The sequence below is a fragment of the Streptococcus sp. bf_0095 genome, assembly GCF_004166885.1.
GTDB lineage: Bacteria > Bacillota > Bacilli > Lactobacillales > Streptococcaceae > Streptococcus.
The window spans coordinates 87,890-105,616 of sequence record NZ_RCYU01000002.1; the positions used below are offsets into that span (position 1 = coordinate 87,890).

General features: G+C 43.0%; 16 protein-coding genes. 3 read left to right on the forward strand and 13 right to left on the reverse strand.

The genetic code is table 11. The annotated features are described in order from the left end of the window. From EAI95_RS05120 to EAI95_RS05165, 10 genes are all read right to left on the reverse strand, one after another. A complete protein-coding gene (locus EAI95_RS05120; RefSeq protein ID WP_129822392.1) occupies positions 1-717 on the reverse strand; it encodes an NADPH-dependent oxidoreductase in 717 nt (238 codons plus the stop codon). Beyond that, on the reverse strand, positions 714-1,613 hold the full coding sequence (gene dnaI / locus EAI95_RS05125; RefSeq protein WP_023024133.1) for a primosomal protein DnaI: 900 nt from the start codon (positions 1,611-1,613) through the stop codon (positions 714-716). The genes EAI95_RS05120 and dnaI overlap by 4 nt, the downstream gene beginning before the upstream one ends. Beyond that, positions 1,614-2,786 (reverse strand): DnaD domain protein, encoded by a 1,173-nt coding sequence (locus tag EAI95_RS05130; RefSeq protein ID WP_129822393.1) that lies wholly within the window; start codon positions 2,784-2,786, stop codon positions 1,614-1,616. Continuing rightward, positions 2,787-3,260, reverse strand: coding sequence for a transcriptional regulator NrdR (nrdR, locus tag EAI95_RS05135; RefSeq protein WP_006595763.1), 474 nt, complete (start codon positions 3,258-3,260; stop codon positions 2,787-2,789). A gap of 113 nt (positions 3,261-3,373) precedes the next feature. Further along, positions 3,374-4,189 carry an endonuclease/exonuclease/phosphatase family protein gene (locus EAI95_RS05140; protein WP_129822394.1) on the reverse strand — a complete coding sequence of 272 codons (816 nt, stop codon included), beginning with the start codon at positions 4,187-4,189 and terminating at the stop codon, positions 3,374-3,376. Between the two features lie 63 nt (positions 4,190-4,252). Next, positions 4,253-6,442 carry a PTS transporter subunit IIBC gene (locus EAI95_RS05145; RefSeq protein ID WP_129822618.1) on the reverse strand — a complete coding sequence of 730 codons (2,190 nt, stop codon included), beginning with the start codon at positions 6,440-6,442 and terminating at the stop codon, positions 4,253-4,255. A gap of 276 nt (positions 6,443-6,718) precedes the next feature. After that, positions 6,719-7,408, reverse strand: a complete 690-nt coding sequence (locus tag EAI95_RS05150) for a response regulator transcription factor (protein WP_129822395.1) — start codon at positions 7,406-7,408, stop codon at positions 6,719-6,721. A 9-nt stretch (positions 7,409-7,417) separates the two neighbouring features. Next, positions 7,418-8,842, reverse strand: coding sequence for an NADP-dependent phosphogluconate dehydrogenase (gene gndA / locus EAI95_RS05155; RefSeq protein ID WP_006151777.1), 1,425 nt, complete (start codon positions 8,840-8,842; stop codon positions 7,418-7,420). A 168-nt stretch (positions 8,843-9,010) separates the two neighbouring features. After that, positions 9,011-10,489 carry a flotillin family protein gene (locus EAI95_RS05160; RefSeq protein ID WP_023027165.1) on the reverse strand — a complete coding sequence of 493 codons (1,479 nt, stop codon included), beginning with the start codon at positions 10,487-10,489 and terminating at the stop codon, positions 9,011-9,013. 124 nt (positions 10,490-10,613) lie between these two features. Further along, complete coding sequence (locus tag EAI95_RS05165; RefSeq protein ID WP_129822396.1) at positions 10,614-11,153, reverse strand: DUF177 domain-containing protein; 540 nt, start codon at positions 11,151-11,153, stop codon at positions 10,614-10,616. A 207-nt stretch (positions 11,154-11,360) separates the two neighbouring features. Between EAI95_RS05165 and EAI95_RS05170 the strand changes: the two genes are divergently transcribed. Together EAI95_RS05170 and EAI95_RS05175 are read left to right on the forward strand one after the other, a co-directional pair. Next, entirely contained in the window at positions 11,361-12,221 is an 861-nt protein-coding gene (locus EAI95_RS05170; protein ID WP_129822397.1) for an Rgg/GadR/MutR family transcriptional regulator, read from the forward strand. 437 nt (positions 12,222-12,658) lie between these two features. Continuing rightward, entirely contained in the window at positions 12,659-13,876 is a 1,218-nt protein-coding gene (locus tag EAI95_RS05175) for a transporter (RefSeq protein WP_129270166.1), read from the forward strand. A 462-nt stretch (positions 13,877-14,338) separates the two neighbouring features. Here EAI95_RS05175 and htpX read toward each other — a convergent pair whose 3' ends face one another. Beyond that, positions 14,339-15,235, reverse strand: a complete 897-nt coding sequence (gene htpX / locus EAI95_RS05180; RefSeq protein WP_126404716.1) for a zinc metalloprotease HtpX — start codon at positions 15,233-15,235, stop codon at positions 14,339-14,341. A gap of 1 nt (position 15,236) precedes the next feature. Beyond that, the gene (locus EAI95_RS05185; protein WP_003013312.1) at positions 15,237-15,797 is read right to left on the reverse strand and encodes a LemA family protein; all 561 of its coding nucleotides are present in this window, start codon (positions 15,795-15,797) and stop codon (positions 15,237-15,239) included. Positions 15,798-15,868: 71 nt separating this feature from the next. Here EAI95_RS05185 and rsmG point away from each other — a divergent pair, with 71 nt between their 5' ends. Further along, the gene (rsmG, locus tag EAI95_RS05190) at positions 15,869-16,582 is read left to right on the forward strand and encodes a 16S rRNA (guanine(527)-N(7))-methyltransferase RsmG (protein WP_129270164.1); all 714 of its coding nucleotides are present in this window, start codon (positions 15,869-15,871) and stop codon (positions 16,580-16,582) included. Positions 16,583-16,759: 177 nt separating this feature from the next. Here the strand turns inward: rsmG and EAI95_RS05195 are convergent, their stop codons facing one another. After that, positions 16,760-17,662 (reverse strand): carbohydrate kinase family protein, encoded by a 903-nt coding sequence (locus EAI95_RS05195; RefSeq protein WP_129822398.1) that lies wholly within the window; start codon positions 17,660-17,662, stop codon positions 16,760-16,762. Positions 17,663-17,727: the final 65 nt, after the last annotated feature.

Below are 17,727 nucleotides of genomic sequence, written 5' to 3' on the forward strand. Positions count from 1 at the left end.
TTATTTTTCTAGTTGGTGTTTCTTTAATAACTCTGCCGTAGCAGCTGGTTCCTCCTGTCCAAATTGGGCAGCCAAGCGTTGACTCCAAGTATCTGTTGCCCGTGCTCCAGCATAGGCAGTCTGTACTTGGTCAAAGGCTTCAATCACCTCAGGAGTCTGCACTTGATAGCTTTCCTCAAATACAACAGCTTCCAAAGGAAGGCGGGGCTTCACAGGATGGTTCTGATTTGGCACTCCTAAAGCCATCCCAAAGACAGGATAGGTGTAGTCTGGTAAGTTAAATAGTTTGGCCACTTCAGCCGCTTCATACCGAACCAAGCCAATAATGACTCCTCCGTAGCCTAGACTTTCAGCAGCTAGCAAGGTATTCTGACCTGCCAAGGCCGCATCTACAGAAGTAATCAATAAATTATCTGGTCCTTCTGGATGGAATTGATCCGTATGCATTCGAACCCCTTTTTCAGCTCGGTTGAGATCTCCTACAAACAGTAAGAAAACAGAGCATTGACGAATTGCCTCCTGAGGGACGAATTGATAGAGCCCCTCTTTCTTTTCCTGGCTTCTCACTAAGATAATGGAATAAGACTGGAAGTTCTTCCAAGAGGAAGCCATCTGTCCTGCTGTTAGGATTGCTTGAAGGTCTTCCTCTTTGATGTCCTCCTCCTTAAAGCGACGGACAGAGGAATGAGATTTCATCAAATCAATAACAGGATTCATCGGCGATTTTCTCCTTCTAGGCGGACTTCTTTAGCAAGGAACTTGATTCGCTCCATGACACGTTTGGCTTGCCAAGTCTCATCTCCATTCCGAGATGTAGCAAAATGACGTTCCAAATCTTCAAAGTTGAAATTCGAAGTAAAGAAGGTTGGAAGAATCTCCTGCATCCGATGTTGCAAAATCACTTGCAAGACTTCATCCCGGACCCAAGGCGACATTTGCTCTGCCCCAATATCATCAAGAATCAAAATTTCAGCCTTCTTGACCTGATCCAACATCTCTTTAACCTGACCTGTATTAATGGCATTTTTGACATCGATGACAAAGCTTGGGAAATGTAGAATGGTGGAGGAAGCCTGACGTTTTTCAGACAAGTCATGAGCAAGAGCTGCCATCATATAGCTTTTCCCAACTCCAAAATCTCCATATAGAAAAATCCCTTTACGAGCTTGAGGATAGGAAGCAACAAAATTGGCCAACTCTTCAAAGGCTCCAAAACGCCCACGATCATCCAAGTCGACTTTCGCTAAGGAAGCTTCCTTCAAGGTGCTTGGTAAGTTGATCAGCTGCAAGCGTCTATTGATAGCGGCTTGTTTTTGTGCCTCGATTAATTCAGGTGTCTCCTCATAGGAAACATCCGCATAACCTTCATTCATGACTAAAACAGGCTTATACCCTCTTGCAATATAATCTGCATCCCCAAGGACAAAGCGATTGCGCTCACTGATGTATTGGTTAAATTTGGAAATGCTACGACGGATTTCTACATCCGATAAACCCTCCTTTTGAATAAAGGTTGCAATCTCAGGTTCGGCGAGAATTTGAGCTACCAATTCTTCATAATTGAACTGCTGTGATCGATTCATCTGGGACATGGTTTTCCCTACGCTCTCCATTTACTCCCCTCCTTGATTTAATTTCTCGAGCAAGGCTCGTTTTTGTTGTTCCAGATTAGCCTGTTCTTCTTGGCTAGTCTGATTGGTATAGTTAGGCTGACTCCACTTCGGAACATTGGTCTTTCCTGTCGCTGACCCACTCTTAGCTACTTTCTCTTTTGCTTTTTGTAAATGGGAGTCTTGGCGCTGGCGGATCTTCAGAACGGCCTCCTCAGCCGTCTTTATCCCCTCATAAGCAAAGTCATTTCCAACTTTTAAGGCATACTTTTCATTGAGATTGGCGGAAGCAACCTTGTTAAAGGTAAACAACAAGATCACATTTATAACTTCATCTAACAGGCCTAAACGGGCCAAGTCAGAAATTACTTGGCGTTCTGATTGGGTCACAACAGCCTTACGCGCTTTTTTTATTCCTGCTAAAAATTGACGACTGGTCTTATTTTTAGCTTCCCGGATAATGGCCCTTTCCTGCGGAGTGAACTCATCCTTACCTTTTTCTTGTGGCTCTTGGGTCAGTTTTTGTCTCATCCGTTTGGTCGAAATGACCAAATTAACCGCTGTCTCCTTGGCCAACAGATAGGTCTCGTACCAAGTCCAATTCTTCTCTTCGGTGATGGCATAAAGAACTAAGAGGTCCTCTTGTTCGTTCTCAAAACGAAGGCCATCCCGTACCATTAATTGTTTAAAGTGCTCTAAACTGAAGGAAGATACTTTCCTCTGAGGGGTCGAAACACCATCAATCCCAAAAATAGAGGCAAAGTTCACCTTCCGTTTCTCTCCCTCTGGTTTTTCAGGAAGCAAGTCACGAACTGCTGCTTCTCCTATTTTTTTCTCCAGCAACTTCTGATAAGCGATATTCGCGAAAAATTGATCTGCTTCTAGCGGAGCCAAAAATCGGAACTGAATTCCTTCATCTGTCTCAAAAACCTCTAGTAAATTCATGGCAATCAAACGGTCTAGACTTTCGAGAAAATGAGCGAAACCTAGATCCAAATGATTTAAAACAACAGCAATCAGCCGTTTTTCTTTCCCCTGATCATAGAGACTCAGCAGAAAAGTATATAATTGACTTGCTTGAACACCTAATATTGGTCCATACAGATGCGTGAAAGAGGCTCCTGTAGGCGCTAAATAATTATTCTTCAAGAAAGAAAATGAAGTATTGGGATTCATCTATTTTTCCTTTTTCTTCTTCGTTCCTTTGGTAATCTGCTTTAAGAGACTTTCCAATTCACCAACATCCTTGAAACTACGATAGACACTCGCAAATCGAACATAGGTAATTTCGTCCAATTCTGCTAACTCGTCCATGACAAGTGATCCGATATAGTCACTCTGGATCTCATTTTCACTCTGACTACGAATCTTTTGTTCGATTCGCCCCACAATTTCCTCAATTTCGTCACTCGACACGGGACGTTTCTGAGCAGATCGAATAATCCCATTAAATATTTTATCTCTAGAAAACTGTTCCCGGGTGCCATCTTTTTTCACCACAACAAGAGTCCGCTCTTCTACTCGTTCATAAGTGGTGAAGCGATGATGACATTCATCACATTCTCTTCTTCTACGAATCGTTTTTCCATCTTCTGCCTGGCGACTATCTACAACACTAGACTTATTTCCGCCACATTTTGGACACCGCATGGACACCCTCCTTATCGTTTCTTAATACTTTATTCTATCATATTTAGGGCTAAAGTGAAAGCAAGGGAAATAAAGAAAATCCCTAGCCTCCTGGAGGGATAGGGATTTGAATATTATGGTAAATACAAGTCAGCTGACAAACCATAATGGTCGCTGACGAGAGGCTGACTAGAACCATCAAACACAACTTCTAGCCGTTCGATAACCCATTCTTTTGAGGTGAAAATATAATCAATCCGCAAGGGTACTTGATTATCATCCCATCCATCAATTCCAGGACCTACAGTGTAAGTCCCCTTGGTCTGGCGAGCTTCAATAAAGCTATCTTGAAGAGCTAGCGGGCTCGCTAAAATGGCTTCATAACCTTCTTGCCCAGCTGGATTATTAAAGTCCCCAGCTAAAATCAAAGGCTTTTGCAATTGGCTAAAGCGTTCTTCTAAACGCGCCCACTCTTGCTGGAAGCCTTTGTCCCACCAAGAGAGGTGAACACTGGCAACAGCAATGTCTTTCCCATCAACTTGGGTTTCTGCAATGGCAATCCGTCGTGTATGATAATCTGTTGGATCATTCACATCTGAAACCAAGAGTTCGCTTGCCTGGATTGGGGTACGCGATAGAATCGCCACACCTTCATGATAACGGTCATAGCCGATATGGTTATAAGCCCAGGTCCAGTGGTAGCTCAATCCTTCTTCTTCTAATTTTTCAACTAAACAACGAACATAGTGATCCTGATGGATCGGCTCCGAAGAAGGAGTTGGATGGTACAAGTCATTAACAGGAACAACTGGACTTTCGATGGTCTGATTAATTTCTTGGAAACAAATCAAGTCGTATTGCTTTTCAAGAATGTCTTTTAATAAGTCCTCAAATTTTTGTTGGGGATTTTCTTCCATCCAACTATGAGTGTTTAAAGTTAAAAATTTCATGATCCTACTCTCCTAATAGAGAATTCCCTGTATCCAATAGATACAAGGAATAACTCTCATAGATTATAATTCAACCTTAGCAACCACAGCATCTGCTGGAAGTTGACCAGTTTGTGTAAGAGTAACAGATTTAATTGCTGCACCATTTGTGAAGACTACAACTGTTGAAGTTGCACGTCCAGCTTCACGAATAGCATCCAAATCTGCTTCTACCAATAGGTCTCCCGCTGCCACTGTTTGGCCTTCTTCTACCTTCACTGTGAAAGGTTTACCTTCCAAACTTACAGTATCAAGACCGATATGAACGAGGACTTCAAGACCAGATTCTGTTACCAAACCAAGCGCATGTTTGGTAGGGAAGACGCTTGTCACCTTACCAGCTACTGGTGAAACAATCTGACCATTTGCTGGTTCAACTGCAAATCCGTCACCCATCATTTTTTGTGAGAAGACTGGATCTTGAACTTTTTCTAATTCAATGACTTGTCCTTCAGCAACTGAGTGAACTTCTTCCGTCACCCCTTTAAAGGCAACTTCTGCTTGTTGAACCGCTGTCTTTTGACTTGGAAGAGTTTCAGGAATCACTTCACCTGAGTCTAACAAATCTTGGATATCTGATTTCAAGACGTCCGCTTTTGGACCGTAAATCGCTTGGACACCTTGTCCTTTCATGACAAGTCCCATTGCTCCTTCAGCCTTCCATTGTTCTTCTGTTCCGACTTTAGTTTCGTCTTTAACAGTAACACGAAGACGAGTCATACATGCATCTACATCGATGATATTGGCACGACCACCAAGAAGGTTAATGATGTTAACCGCTTGAGAAGCAGCAGCCACTTTACTTGAACCTGAAGTTTCAGACTCTTCTGCACCACCCTCAGCTTGTTCGTAGTTTCCATTACGTCCAGGAGTTGCGTAGTTAAATTTCTGGATCATGAAGTTTGCAATGAAGTACATGATCACTGCAAAAAGTACAGTTACCCAGATGAAATTAATGATATCCATACCAATACCAGCTTTAATGGTCATTGGTGTACGAGTCAAGAACTCAATTGATCCAAATGAATGGACACGGAGATTGACGATATCTGCCATCGCGAAGGCTGCACCTTGTACCACTGCATAAACGAGGTAAAGAGGCATTGCTACGAACATAAACATGTACTCGATTGGTTCTGTAACCCCTGTGAGGAAGGTTGCAAGAGCAGTCGCAATCATCATCCCTTTGTATTTGTGTTTCTTATCAGGGTCTACATTACGGTAAATGGCAAGGGCAACCCCCATCAAGATACCGAATGAACCGATCATTTGTCCCACTTTGAAACGAGCAGGTGTGACAGTATCCAACAAGTGTTGGTAAGTAGCAGGGTCAGAAACTTTTGTATTTCCTAAGTCTGTAATCCAAGCCAACCAAAGTGGATCTTGACCAAATACTTGAGTGCCTTTTGCTGCACCAGTTAACACTTCATAAGTACCACCCAATTGAGTATAGTTGATTGGGATAGTCAACATGTGGTGAAGACCAAATGGAAGCAAGAGACGTTCCAAGGTACCGAAAGCAAATGGTGCTAAGATTGGAGCAGTCTCTTTTGAGTTAGCAATCCAAATACCAAAGTTGTTAATTCCTGTTTGGACTACTGGCCATAAGAATGACAAGATAAGAGCCACAATTGCAGAACGAAGGATAACGACAAATGGAACAAAGCGTTTCCCGTTAAAGAATGATAGGGCATCTGGTAACTTGCGGTAGTTGTAGTATTTGTTAAAGGCTGTTGCCCCTACAAAACCGGCAATAATCCCAACGAAAACTCCCATATTCAAGGCAGGTGATTCTAACACACTCGTGAAGTAATCAGCAACCTTGATAGATCCACCAAGAAGTGTTTTCACCTTCGCTTCTGGATCTTTCAGCATATCTCCTGTTACACCGAACATCACACCAGTGATCCGGTTAATCAGGATAAAGGATAGACCTGCTGCAAAGGCCCCACCCGCACGTTCTTTCGCCCAGCTACCACCGATAGCGAGAGCAAAGAGGATGTGGAGGTTTCCGATAACCCCCCAACCGATCTGTTCAAGAACACCACCGGTAGTTACCAAGAAACCAAGTTCTGGATTAATCATTGCAATGGTTTTACCAAGACTGATCATCAGACCTGCCGCCGGCATAACTGCAATGACCACCATCAACGCTTTACCGAATTTTTGCCAAAATTCAAAGCTTAATAGACTTTTGAATGATTGTTTATTCATCATTCGACCTCCTTATAAAATTGAAATGCCCGCAATACGAGAAAACGTTTGCATATTTCACTTACTATTATACCACTTTTTTTCTTTTTGTAAAGCCCTTACATGTAAATTTTTAATTCACAAACATTATATACAAAGGCCTTGGAAATACTGTAATCCAGGCAAACGTTTGCTTCTTTCACAAGATTTTAAAAAAATTTTTTTAAAAAATTTTTCTTTCTTCCTTTTTGACAAACAAAAAAATCCCTTTGAGATTTCTCATCAAAGGGATTGTTGTTATTCTTGCATTTGGTAGCCGACACCTCGGACAGTTTTGATATAGCTCTTTTGTCCTGGAAGATCTATTTTCCCACGAAGATAGCGAATATAGACATCAACGATATTGGTTTCTGCTGTACTCTCATATTTCCACACCCGCTCTAAGAGTTGCTCCCGACTAAGGACATGTTTGCTTCCCATCAAAGTCGCTAACAGGTCATATTCTCGACGTGTCAGGTCAATCACTTCTTCTCCCCGATACACCATATGATTCTCGACATCAATACGCAAATTTCGATAGGAAGTAGGAGCTTTCATCTGATTACAATGTTGGTCAATAAAATCACGACCTCTAAAAATAGCGATGATTTTCTCAACCAAATCACTGATCACGAATGGTTTGATGACATAAGATACTGCAAATCGTTGGATACTCTCCATATGCTCTGAAATTTTCTCACGACTATCCAAGACAATCAAGACTGCTGCAGGACGAATCTTGCTCAGACGCTGGGCAAACTCTTCCCCACTCATATCTTCTAGTTCGTAATTGAGAAGAATTAAATCATATTCTGTAGCCTGCAGGAGTTTCAAGGCGAGTTCCCCTTGTTCTACCAAATCAACTACATAGCCTGCTTTCTGAAGTTCTAAATCAATAAAGCGCGCTAAATTCTTTTCATTTTCTACTAGTAATATCCGCTTTGTCATAACCTACAATTATTTTTCGTCGTACCAAGAATAGTGGAAGGTACCTTCTTTATCCTTACGTTGGTATGTGTGAGCACCGAAGTAGTCACGTTGTGCCTGGATCAAGTTCGCTGGAAGATCCGCTGAACGGTAGCTATCAAAGTAAGTGATAGCTGCTGAGAAGGTTGGGACTGGCACACCAGCTTGAACAGCAAGAGCTACGATATCACGAACAGATTGTTGATACTTAGCAGTGACATCCAAGAAGTACTCATCCAAAAGAAGGTTAGCAAGGTCTGCATCACGGTTGTATGCATCCGTGATCTTTTGCAAGAAACGAGAACGGATGATACAGCCATCACGCCAGATAGAAGCGATGTCTGCAAATGGCAAGTTCCAGTTGTTTTCTTTAGATGCAACACGCAATTGTGCAAAACCTTGTGCGTATGAAATGATTTTTGAGAAGTAAAGGGCTTGACGGATCTTTTCGATCAACTCAGCCTTATCACCTTCAAATTTGAAAGCAGCTGGTTTTGGAAGCACCTTGCTAGCGTGTACACGTTCTTCTTTGTATGTAGAGATGTAACGGGCAAATACTGACTCCGTAATGAGTGACAATGGCACACCAAGGTCAAGCGCTGATTGGCTAGTCCATTTACCAGTTCCCTTGTTTCCTGCGGCATCCAAGATGTAGTCTACGATTGGGCCATCTTGACCTTCATCATCTTTACGTCCAAGGATGTCAGCCGTGATTTCGATCAAGTAGCTGTCCAATTCGCCCTTGTTCCACTCAGTGAAGATTTCAGCCATATCTTGAGCTGAAAGTCCAAGCAAGTGTTGCATCAAATCATAGCTTTCTGCGATCAATTGCATGTCCCCATACTCGATACCGTTGTGGACCATTTTCACGTAGTGACCAGCTCCATCAGGACCGATGTAAGTCACACATGGTTTGCCATCTTCTGGTGCTTTGGCAGAGATTTCTTCAAGAACGTCTGCTACCAATTCATACGCTTCTTTTTGTCCACCAGGCATGATAGAAGGACCTTCAAGGGCACCTTTTTCACCACCAGAGACACCAGTACCGATAAAGTTGATACCAGAGTTGGCCAACTCTTCATTACGACGGATAGTATCTTTGTAGAAAGTGTTTCCTCCGTCAATCAAGATATCGCCTTTATCCAAGTGTGGAAGAAGGGCTTGGATGGTTGCATCTGTACCAGGTCCTGCTTGAACCATAAGCATGATACGACGTGGTTTTTCAATTGAGTTTACAAAGCTTTCGATATCATAGCTTGGCACAAAGTTCTTTTCAGGATGGCAAGCAACAACATCTTCTGTTTTTTCTTTACTACGGTTATAGATAGCAACTGTGTATCCACGAGATTCAATATTAAGGGCAAGGTTACGACCCATTACGGCCATACCAACAACACCAAAGTTTGCTTTAGTCATGTGACACTCCTCTTTATAGTTTGCCTATATTCTACCATTTTTTGACATCAAATGAAAGTAGAAAATAGCTTCCCACTTCTCCAAGAGAGAGAAGATCATACAAGTCATTTGATCTTAAAAACAAAAGTGCCCGAGAAACAGTTCTCAGACACTTACTTATGAATGGCATTAATCTTCTTTTGAAGCTAATTCATCCGCTTCAATGACCGGTTGTTCTCCTTCTTTGAGTTTGTTGACCGTCATATTGACCCCAAGAGCTCCTGCTAGTAATTGACGGATATCAAATCCAGCTCCTTGAGAGACTTGATCGATACTTTGCATGATATCACCCACCATCTTAGAGGCGTTTCCTTCACCATACATGGTGATCTTATCCACCTTGGTCAATGGCTCAGCGACAGCACGCGCAATTTCAGGCAACTTATCAACGACCATTTCAGTAATGGCTGCTTCTTGCATTTTCTTCATCGCTTCTGCCTTTTGGTCCAAACCTTTGGCTTCGGCTTCTAGTTTCAAGCGAATGGCTTCAGCTTCTGCACGACCTTTGGCTTCGATGGCTTCTGCCTCTTGCAATTGGGCAAATTTCTCTGCTTCGGCTTGAGCTTTCCGAGCTTCCGCTTCTTTTTGTGTTTCGAAAAGTTCAGCTTCCGCCTTGCGTTGGCGTTCGATCAATTCTGCTTCGGCTGCTTGTTGACGAGCATACTTTTCAGCTTCGGCTTGCTTACGGATGTTGGCATCCAATTCTTGCTCACGAACCTTAACTTCGCGTTCCTTAACTTCCGCTTCTTTCTCTTGTTTCATGATGTTAGCTTCAGCTGCCACGCGCTCTTGTTCACGACGTTGCACTTCTGCCTCAATCCCTTTCGCAGCATCTGCCTTGGCTTGAGCAATATCTGCTTCTTGCTTGAGGGCTGCTTGTTTGAGTTTCAACTCATTTTGTTTTTGCGCGATTTCAAGGTCGGCTGCGACGCGTTTGTCGTTGGCTAGCTTATCTTGTTCCGCCTCTACTTCTTTGCGCTCGCGTTCTGCTTTGGCTTTAGCAATCAAGGCATCCTTCTTGATGGTTTCAACATTTTCGATACCAAGGTTATCAATGACTCCCCCTTCATCAGAGAAAGATTGAACCGTAAAGGCGATGACTTCCAGACCCATTTTAGCCAAGTCTGGCGCTACGTTGTCTTGCACCTTTGAGGCAAACTCTTGACGGTCATTGACCATCTTACGGAGCTCCATCTGACCGATCACTTCCCGCAAGTTTCCTTCCAAGACATCTTGGACAGAATTGGAAATATCTGTCGTATTCCAGTTCAAGAAGTTCTCTGCAGCACGGGCAATCATCTCATCGGTTGTACCGATTTTTAATTTAACAGCTGCATCGGCACGGACGTTAATGAAGTCCAGTGTTGGGACTGCTTCAGATGTCCGAACATCTGTCGAGAATTGCTCAATATCAAGATAAGAGCGTTGTTCGACAAAGGGAATCATAAAACCAGCTTTCCCGCGTAAGTGGCGTTGCTTCCGAAGACCTGTAATAACAACAACTTCGTTTGGTTTAGCGTTCACGTAGCCTTTTACAAGCAAAACTACAATAATGACAGCAACAATGAGACCTGTTATCAACCAGCCTGGAATAAATAATGTATCCATACTTTTCTCCTTTTTTCAGAGGTCTCCCCTCTGTTGTTTATAAATCTTAGTATATCAAAAGAAATCTTTTCCTCAAAGAAAAGACCTGTATTTATGTTTAGATTTTTAATATGTCATCCCTAGCCTATTCTTCCTCAAATAAACCTTGGAGACCAGCAAAAGGACTATTTTCTTCTTTCTTAACCGCTTGAGCTTCTTGGTACTCTTCTTCTGTCATGATTTTCCAATCATTGCCCTCGATAAAGCCGTGTCCGGCCTCTTCTTCCGGAGTGAGAACCTTGAGAGGAATATTGAGCAGGATATTATCTGCCACGCTTTCACTCAGATCAATTCTGCCCCCTTCGATGGGAAGGATCAGATCTTCCTCAAGAGCTTCGATATCTGCCTCTGACTGTGCGTCCTCAGCGAACACCTCTGTCACAGGATAGCTCTCTTGAAGCTCAACGGGTTCCATGCTTCGGCTAGAGGCAAGGACGATGGTATAGGTCAATTGGTAATCCAAGACATAGAGACCTGTATCATAGGCTACTCGCCCTGTCGCTGTCACATCCTTTAAATCAAGAATTTCTGGATTGCGCTTTTGCAGATCCTTTAGCAAATCCAAGTCTTGATCAAAAGCCAGTCCTTCAGGATTTTTACGGATTTCTTGTGTATATAAGTTCATTCTTTTGCCCTCACATCTTCTAGATACTACTAGTATATCATGAAGCTGTCCCTTCAACCAAGAAGTCTCCTAAAAAATTTGTTATAATCATGAAAAAGATACAGTGTACTAGACCTATTGGTGTTGTACACCAAGGTCCCACAATCTCTTGGATAAAAGAGGTTCATTTGCTAAGGCATTGGTCCTTGTATAGATAGAGGAGAAAACATGAAAGACATCGGAGCTGTTTTTAGACAAATACGGGAAAGTCGCCACATCTCTTTAGAGGAGGCTACAGGTGGCGAATTTTCGCGCTCTATGCTATCTCGATTTGAAAGAGGAGAAAATGACCTGACGACGCAACGGTTTTTTCAGGCCCTTCAACAGATCAAAACCAGCCTCAGTGAGTTTTCCCATCTAGCTGGTATCGATCAGCACTCCTTTATTCCCAAATTGTTGAAAGAGCACTATGAAAACATGAGCTTGGAACACGACCAAGCCTTGTACCAAAGCTACCAACTAGCCTATCAGAAAGATCACAAAAAAGAAGACTTCTTAGCCAGCATTATTCTCAAGGCCCAAATGCTTGGCAACTATCCTGAGGTAGAGTTGGCTGCTAGCCAAGAGGAACTAGATTTCCTCTATGACTACCTCTTCTCTGTCATGGTCTGGGGAAATTTTGAGTTAAGCCTATTTTCACTGACCTCTCCTCTTTTCTCTAGTCAGCTCTATCGACAATACACAGTGGAGTTGGTCCAACGTGAGGATTTCAAGCTTCTCCTAGATTCCTCTCGTCCTGCCATCAATTCTATTTTCCTTAATGGCTTTTTTCTGGCCATTAATTCAAATGAATTTGAAGATGCAACCTATTTTGATCACCTGATTAACAACCACTTTTACTCTGAGAACGAAGCCTACCTTCGGACGGTTTATCTCTACGCCAAAGGAGAATTTCTTTATCGGAAGGGTGAAAAAGAAGCTGGTCTTGAAAAGATGGAGCAGGCCATCCAGGTTCTCTCTATTCTGGATTGTAAGGACAGTGCCAACTACTACAAACAGGGCCTGCAAGAACTGATCAAGGAATCCTGAAAAGAGAGTGGGACAGAAATCGGTAATTCGTTAGAATTCGATTTCGTCGTCCCATCTCCGCACAGTTGAGTAGGGCTGTAAAAGCTGATGAAATCAGCGTAGTAGAGCCCACTCAACCACTGCGTCTTGCTCGACAATCCAAAGATAATTGAGAGGCTAGGACTTTTGTCTCAGCCTCTTTTTGTTGAAAATATGCAACATTTTGTTTTTCTTGTTTTTGAGGTCTACAATAGGATCATCAATCAAAGAAAGAAGGCCCCTTCCATGATGATCAAACTAAAAAGATACTTACTTCATTTGTTTCTCAAGCATACCAGCGTCTACCTAAAAGATCAGAAACTTCTTCTCTCTGATGATGAGAAATTACAAGTCTTAAAACAAATCTTTCGATCCATCAAACAAGCTCTACCCACTGATCACGTGAAGGAGGAAGGCTTATGAAACTCTTAGCTCGAAATAAAATTTTTGCCTTACTCAGTCTTTCTCGCTTTTTGAATACCCTTGGTGCCGCCATCTACAATCTGGTCTTCGTGGTCTTTGCTGCCAGCATGCCGCAACCGAGTCTGGCAGTTGGCATTGCCAATCTCATTGTGTTTATTCCTAGCCTCTTTAGCATTTTTGTTGGGATGAAGGCTGACCATACGAAGAAAAAAGCTAACTGGTTGATCCGCATCGGCTTTCTCCAAGCCATCCTCTTCATACTTATTGCTCTCATAACCAAGATTCCGGGTTACTTTGCTTTTTCCTTCATCTGTTTGTTAAACATTGTTTCAGATTGTTTGAGCGATTATCGCGGGGGGCTACAACTCCCCATCATGAAAAAGAACATCTCTAGCGAGGATTTGATGGAGGCCTATTCCTTCAATCAACTACTTAGTATGGTCTGTTCGATTTCTGGACAAGCTCTAGGAGTTTGGCTGCTAGCTATCAGCCATCAACATTTTGCTCTGGTCGCTTCGATCAATGCCGTGACTTTTCTCCTGTCTTCCACCTGTCTCCTGATGAGAAAAAAGCAGCTGACACATGACCCCGTCATTGAGCCCCAAAATAAGAATTCTTTGCTCCACGAATGCCAAGAGATGTATTTCAATGCCAAAAATATTTTTGCAGATGAGGACGTTCACCACTTTGGCAAGTTGCTCTTCTCTTTGGTTCTCATCAATGCTTTAGGGGGATCCATCTCTGGTATCTACAATTTGCAACTGCTTCACTCCCCCTTCTTTCAGTTGAGCTTTAGCCAATCCCTCTTGATCTTAGAGGTTGTAACTATTTTAAGCATGGTCTGGGCTAGTCTGACACCTCACGATTATTTTTCCAAGCAAAGCCTCCACCATATCCTCCTTTGGATAGCAGGTGGGCTGACTATGCTTGGGCTCACAAATATTCTGGTGCACTGGGATTTCCTTTCCCTTCTACTCATCACTTTCCTTGGTTATCTTGTTGCAAAAATCAACCCAAAAGTTTCCAGTCTTTTAATGAGTAAATTACCCGCTGAAAAATTAGCGTCTACCTCTAGCTTTTTGGGACTGATGGTCAGCTTTGCCATGCCACTTGGGACAGCTCTCTTTTCTAGTCTAGCTATCTGGAGCCTTCCCCTAGCTTGGGGGATCTTTGCTATCCTTGGTTTCACTACCCTCCTCTTAACAACTAAATAAAAACCCACCATTGGGTGGATTGAGCTTAAAGACAAAGTTATCTTTTATACAATTCTATTAACTTCTATAAAGATAAATACTTTTTATTCTTTAGAGTTATTCAATCATCTACTGAAACTTTCCGCCGTGAGAAAAGTGCTAGAAACAAGGTTGTTTCTAGCACTCGGGAGTTTTGGGAGTAAAACAGTTTGGGAAACTGTTTTAGCCTGAGCCTGGAAATTAAAGAGCGAGGGGGTTCAAAACGAATTGAACACGGGCTGCGGATTGTGTCAAAAAGATAAGTTCTCCTAGAATCGAAAGATTCTGCGTCAAACTTCCTATTTTGACTTTATCCGCAGACGCCCTTTGTATCGTAATTTAGTCATGGAACTTCATAGAAGTTCGCTGACGTCCGTACACACCTAAGGAAAGGTTCTAAGATGATTGTATCTTCAATCTGAATCCACTGTTTGGTGGATTTTTTTACATATTTCTTAATCTTTCAACCCGCTCAGCAATGGGTGGGTGGGTATAAAAGAGTTTTTGAAAGCCGGATTCTTTTTTAGGATCGTTAATAAAGAGAGCACTACTTGCACTATCGACTTCTCGTTGCATAGGCACACTGTTATCCAGCTTCAAAAGAGCATTGATCATTCCTTGAGGATTCCGTGTCAATTCGACACTGGAAGCATCCGCTAGGAACTCCCGTTGGCGAGAAATGGCTAACTGAACCAAAGTCGCCGCTAATGGAGCTAAGACGATGGCAAGCAAGGAAAGGATCAGAATAATAATTTCTAAACCACTGCCCCCTTCGCGATCATCATCCCGTCTACGGCCACCGCCCCACCACATCATCCGGCCACCAATGCTAGAAAGCATAGTGATGGCACTAGCAAGGGCAACTGCAATCGTCGAGATGCGAATATCGTAATTGCGAATATGGCTGACTTCGTGTCCGATGACTCCCTCCAATTCCTCACGGTTCATCACAGCCAGAAGACCTGTCGTTGCTGCAACAGCAGCATTTTGAGGATTGGACCCTGTCGCAAATGCATTCATGGACGGATCATCTACAATATAAACTCGAGGCATAGGGATTTGAGCTACCATGGCCATATCTTGGACAATATGGTAGAGTTGAGGGGCTTGCTCTTCCGTCACCTCACGCGCCCCGTTCATCCGCATCACAACTTCGGTTGATTGGAAAATCATGCTAAAGGCATAAATCCCACCAATGATCAAAGCTAGGATGACGCCGCCAAGTGAAGAGCCTAACCAGAGGTAGCCAACGGCTGCTCCGATAAGAGCCAAGAGTATGAAAAAAGCAATAAGGAGAATCCAGGTTCTCCTTTTATTGCTTGCAATTTGGTCAAAGAGCATATTAGTCTCCTAATCCGCTAAAGTCCACCTTTGGTACTGCTTTTTCTTCTTCAGGCACTTGAAGGAATTCGGCTTGTTTGAAGCCAAACATTCCAGCAATCACGTTTGTTGGGAAAGTTTCCAACTTGACATTGTAGTTGCTTGTGACACTGTTGTACAATTGACGAGCATAAGAAATTTTGTTTTCTGTGTTGGTCAATTCTTCTTGCAATTGCATGAAGTTGGTGTTAGCTTTCAAGTCTGGGTAATTTTCGGCAACCGCAAAGATACCTGCCACTTGACGTGAAAGAGCATCACTGGCTGCCATTGCTTCTGCAGGTGAAGATGCTTGCGCTACTTGTTGGCGAAGTTGAGTTACTTTTGCTAGTGTATCTCCTTCGTACTTAGCATACCCTTTAACGGTTTCGATCAAATTTGGAATCAAGTCATTCCGACGTTTCAATTGCACGTCAATTTGACTCCAAGCTTCACGAGTTTGCATGCGACTTTTCACTAAACCGTTGTAAACTCCTACTACCATCAACACAAGGACCACTAGGACCCCAAGAATAATCCAAATCATTTTATTGAATTCCTTTCATTTCTTTAGTACCAGTATATCAAATTTCCCTTATTTTGTGGTAAAATTATCTTATGAAACCAGAAGAATTTTATGACCGTTTAGCCGACCTCGGCTTCCTACTAACTGATCGACAAAAAGAGCAATACGAACGCTATTTCGAGCTCCTCGTGGAATGGAATGAGAAAATTAATCTCACCGCTATCACCGATAAAGATGAAGTCTATCTCAAACATTTTTATGATTCTATCGCACCCATTTTGCAGGGTTTAATCGAAAATCAACCCATCCGTCTCTTGGATATCGGAGCTGGTGCCGGCTTTCCAAGCCTACCAATGAAGATCCTATTCCCTGAGCTAGATGTGACCATTATTGATTCCCTCAATAAGCGGATCAATTTCCTTCACTTGCTGGCTGAAGAGTTAGGCTTGAGCGGAGTTCATTTCTACCATGGACGAGCTGAGGACTTTGCACAAGACAAGGCCTTTCGTGCCCAATTTGATATCGTAACTGCCCGCGCCGTTGCCCGCATGCAGGTCTTGTCTGAACTGACCATTCCCTATCTGAAAGTAGGGGGACAGCTTCTTGCTCTCAAGGCTAGCAATGCTCCAGAAGAGTTGGAGGAAGCCAAAAACGCCCTCAATCTGCTCTTTAGCAAGGTTGAAGACAATCTACAGTATGAATTGCCTAATGGGGATCCACGCTATATCACTCTTGTCGAAAAGAAAAAAGAAACCCCTAATAAATACCCAAGAAAAGCGGGCATGCCAAATAAGCGTCCGTTGTAGTAAGATACAAAGGGCTAAGCGGATAAAGTCAAAATAGGGAATACGACGCAGAATCCAAAAGATTCTAGGAGGATTCATCTTTTTGACACAATCCGCAGCCCGTGTTCATTTCAATAAGATACAAAGGGACAAGCGGATAAAGTCAAATAAGGAGTAGGACATGTTACCTACTCCTTTTTAATTTTGTGCGAGTTCTGCTCTTAGTACTTGGTACTGTTCCTGAGTCAGATGAACGCCCTTACTTGCAACAATCTGGCTAGAGACTTTGTTGGCAAACCTTAAGGCATCCTCCACATCTAGCCCTTGCAAAGATGCCGCTAAAAAGGCTCCCAGATGACTGTCTCCTGCTCCTACGGTATCACGAACTTCTGTCGGAAATCCGGACATCTCGTAGAACCTACCATCGTATGCGATCGCTCCTTTTTCTCCCAAGGTGACGATGACTAACTGACCCGTTCTTTGGTAGAGCTTCTTAGCAGCATCAGCAATCTCTTCACAAGCTGAAAAAGCCTTGGCTTCTGCCTCATTGACATGGAGAATGGGGTGGAGATCATAGATAGCTTCCAAACGCTCCTCGGGAATCAAGAGTCCTCGAGGTCCTGGTGCAAAGATGACTTGACCTTTGATTTTTGACACAGATTGAATCAGTTCCAATCCAGTCGGCTCTTCTACTTCAAGGCCACAGAGATATATAGAGTCGTAGCTTTCCTGGTCCAGAGACTGGAGCCATTCCTTCTGAAAACTATATTCTACTCCATGATCTGATAAAAAGGTCCTTTCACCATCCGACTCAATAAAGCAATAACAACAACCATTTGCCCCGGTTACTGAGATTGGAGTCTGGATGCCCAGCCTCTTGAGTTCTGCCTTGACAAAGTCCCCGTAGACACCCGTCCCCACTGGCGAGATGAAGTCAACATTTTGACCCAAAGCATGAAGTACGGAGACGACATTAAAGGCACACCCTCCAAGAGACCAAGTCTGCTCATGGATATGGGCGTCTCCTTCCCGACTCGGTAGTTGATCCAGATAGACCATAACATCACAAACAGTTGAACCAATCACTAAGGCTTTTGACATGGTTTTCCTCCTCCTATTCTCTATTCTCAACATGGAAAAATAACCAGCACCGGATCGTGCTGGTT

Coding starts and splice junctions, on each gene's coding strand:
- EAI95_RS05140 (WP_129822394.1), bottom strand. CDS start 4,189: ATGAAATTTTTAACTTTAAACACTCATAGTTGGATGGAAGAAAATCCC.
- EAI95_RS05160 (WP_023027165.1), bottom strand. CDS start 10,489: ATGGATACATTATTTATTCCAGGCTGGTTGATAACAGGTCTCATTGTT.
- EAI95_RS05120 (WP_129822392.1), bottom strand. CDS start 717: ATGAATCCTGTTATTGATTTGATGAAATCTCATTCCTCTGTCCGTCGC.
- EAI95_RS05170 (WP_129822397.1), top strand. CDS start 11,361: ATGAAAGACATCGGAGCTGTTTTTAGACAAATACGGGAAAGTCGCCAC.
- EAI95_RS05175 (WP_129270166.1), top strand. CDS start 12,659: ATGAAACTCTTAGCTCGAAATAAAATTTTTGCCTTACTCAGTCTTTCT.
- EAI95_RS05130 (WP_129822393.1), bottom strand. CDS start 2,786: ATGAATCCCAATACTTCATTTTCTTTCTTGAAGAATAATTATTTAGCG.
- dnaI (WP_023024133.1), bottom strand. CDS start 1,613: ATGGAGAGCGTAGGGAAAACCATGTCCCAGATGAATCGATCACAGCAG.
- EAI95_RS05185 (WP_003013312.1), bottom strand. CDS start 15,797: ATGATTTGGATTATTCTTGGGGTCCTAGTGGTCCTTGTGTTGATGGTA.
- rsmG (WP_129270164.1), top strand. CDS start 15,869: ATGAAACCAGAAGAATTTTATGACCGTTTAGCCGACCTCGGCTTCCTA.
- gndA (WP_006151777.1), bottom strand. CDS start 8,842: ATGACTAAAGCAAACTTTGGTGTTGTTGGTATGGCCGTAATGGGTCGT.
- EAI95_RS05195 (WP_129822398.1), bottom strand. CDS start 17,662: ATGTCAAAAGCCTTAGTGATTGGTTCAACTGTTTGTGATGTTATGGTC.
- htpX (WP_126404716.1), bottom strand. CDS start 15,235: ATGCTCTTTGACCAAATTGCAAGCAATAAAAGGAGAACCTGGATTCTC.
- EAI95_RS05145 (WP_129822618.1), bottom strand. CDS start 6,442: ATGAATAAACAATCATTCAAAAGTCTATTAAGCTTTGAATTTTGGCAA.
- EAI95_RS05165 (WP_129822396.1), bottom strand. CDS start 11,153: ATGAACTTATATACACAAGAAATCCGTAAAAATCCTGAAGGACTGGCT.
- nrdR (WP_006595763.1), bottom strand. CDS start 3,260: ATGCGGTGTCCAAAATGTGGCGGAAATAAGTCTAGTGTTGTAGATAGT.
- EAI95_RS05150 (WP_129822395.1), bottom strand. CDS start 7,408: ATGACAAAGCGGATATTACTAGTAGAAAATGAAAAGAATTTAGCGCGC.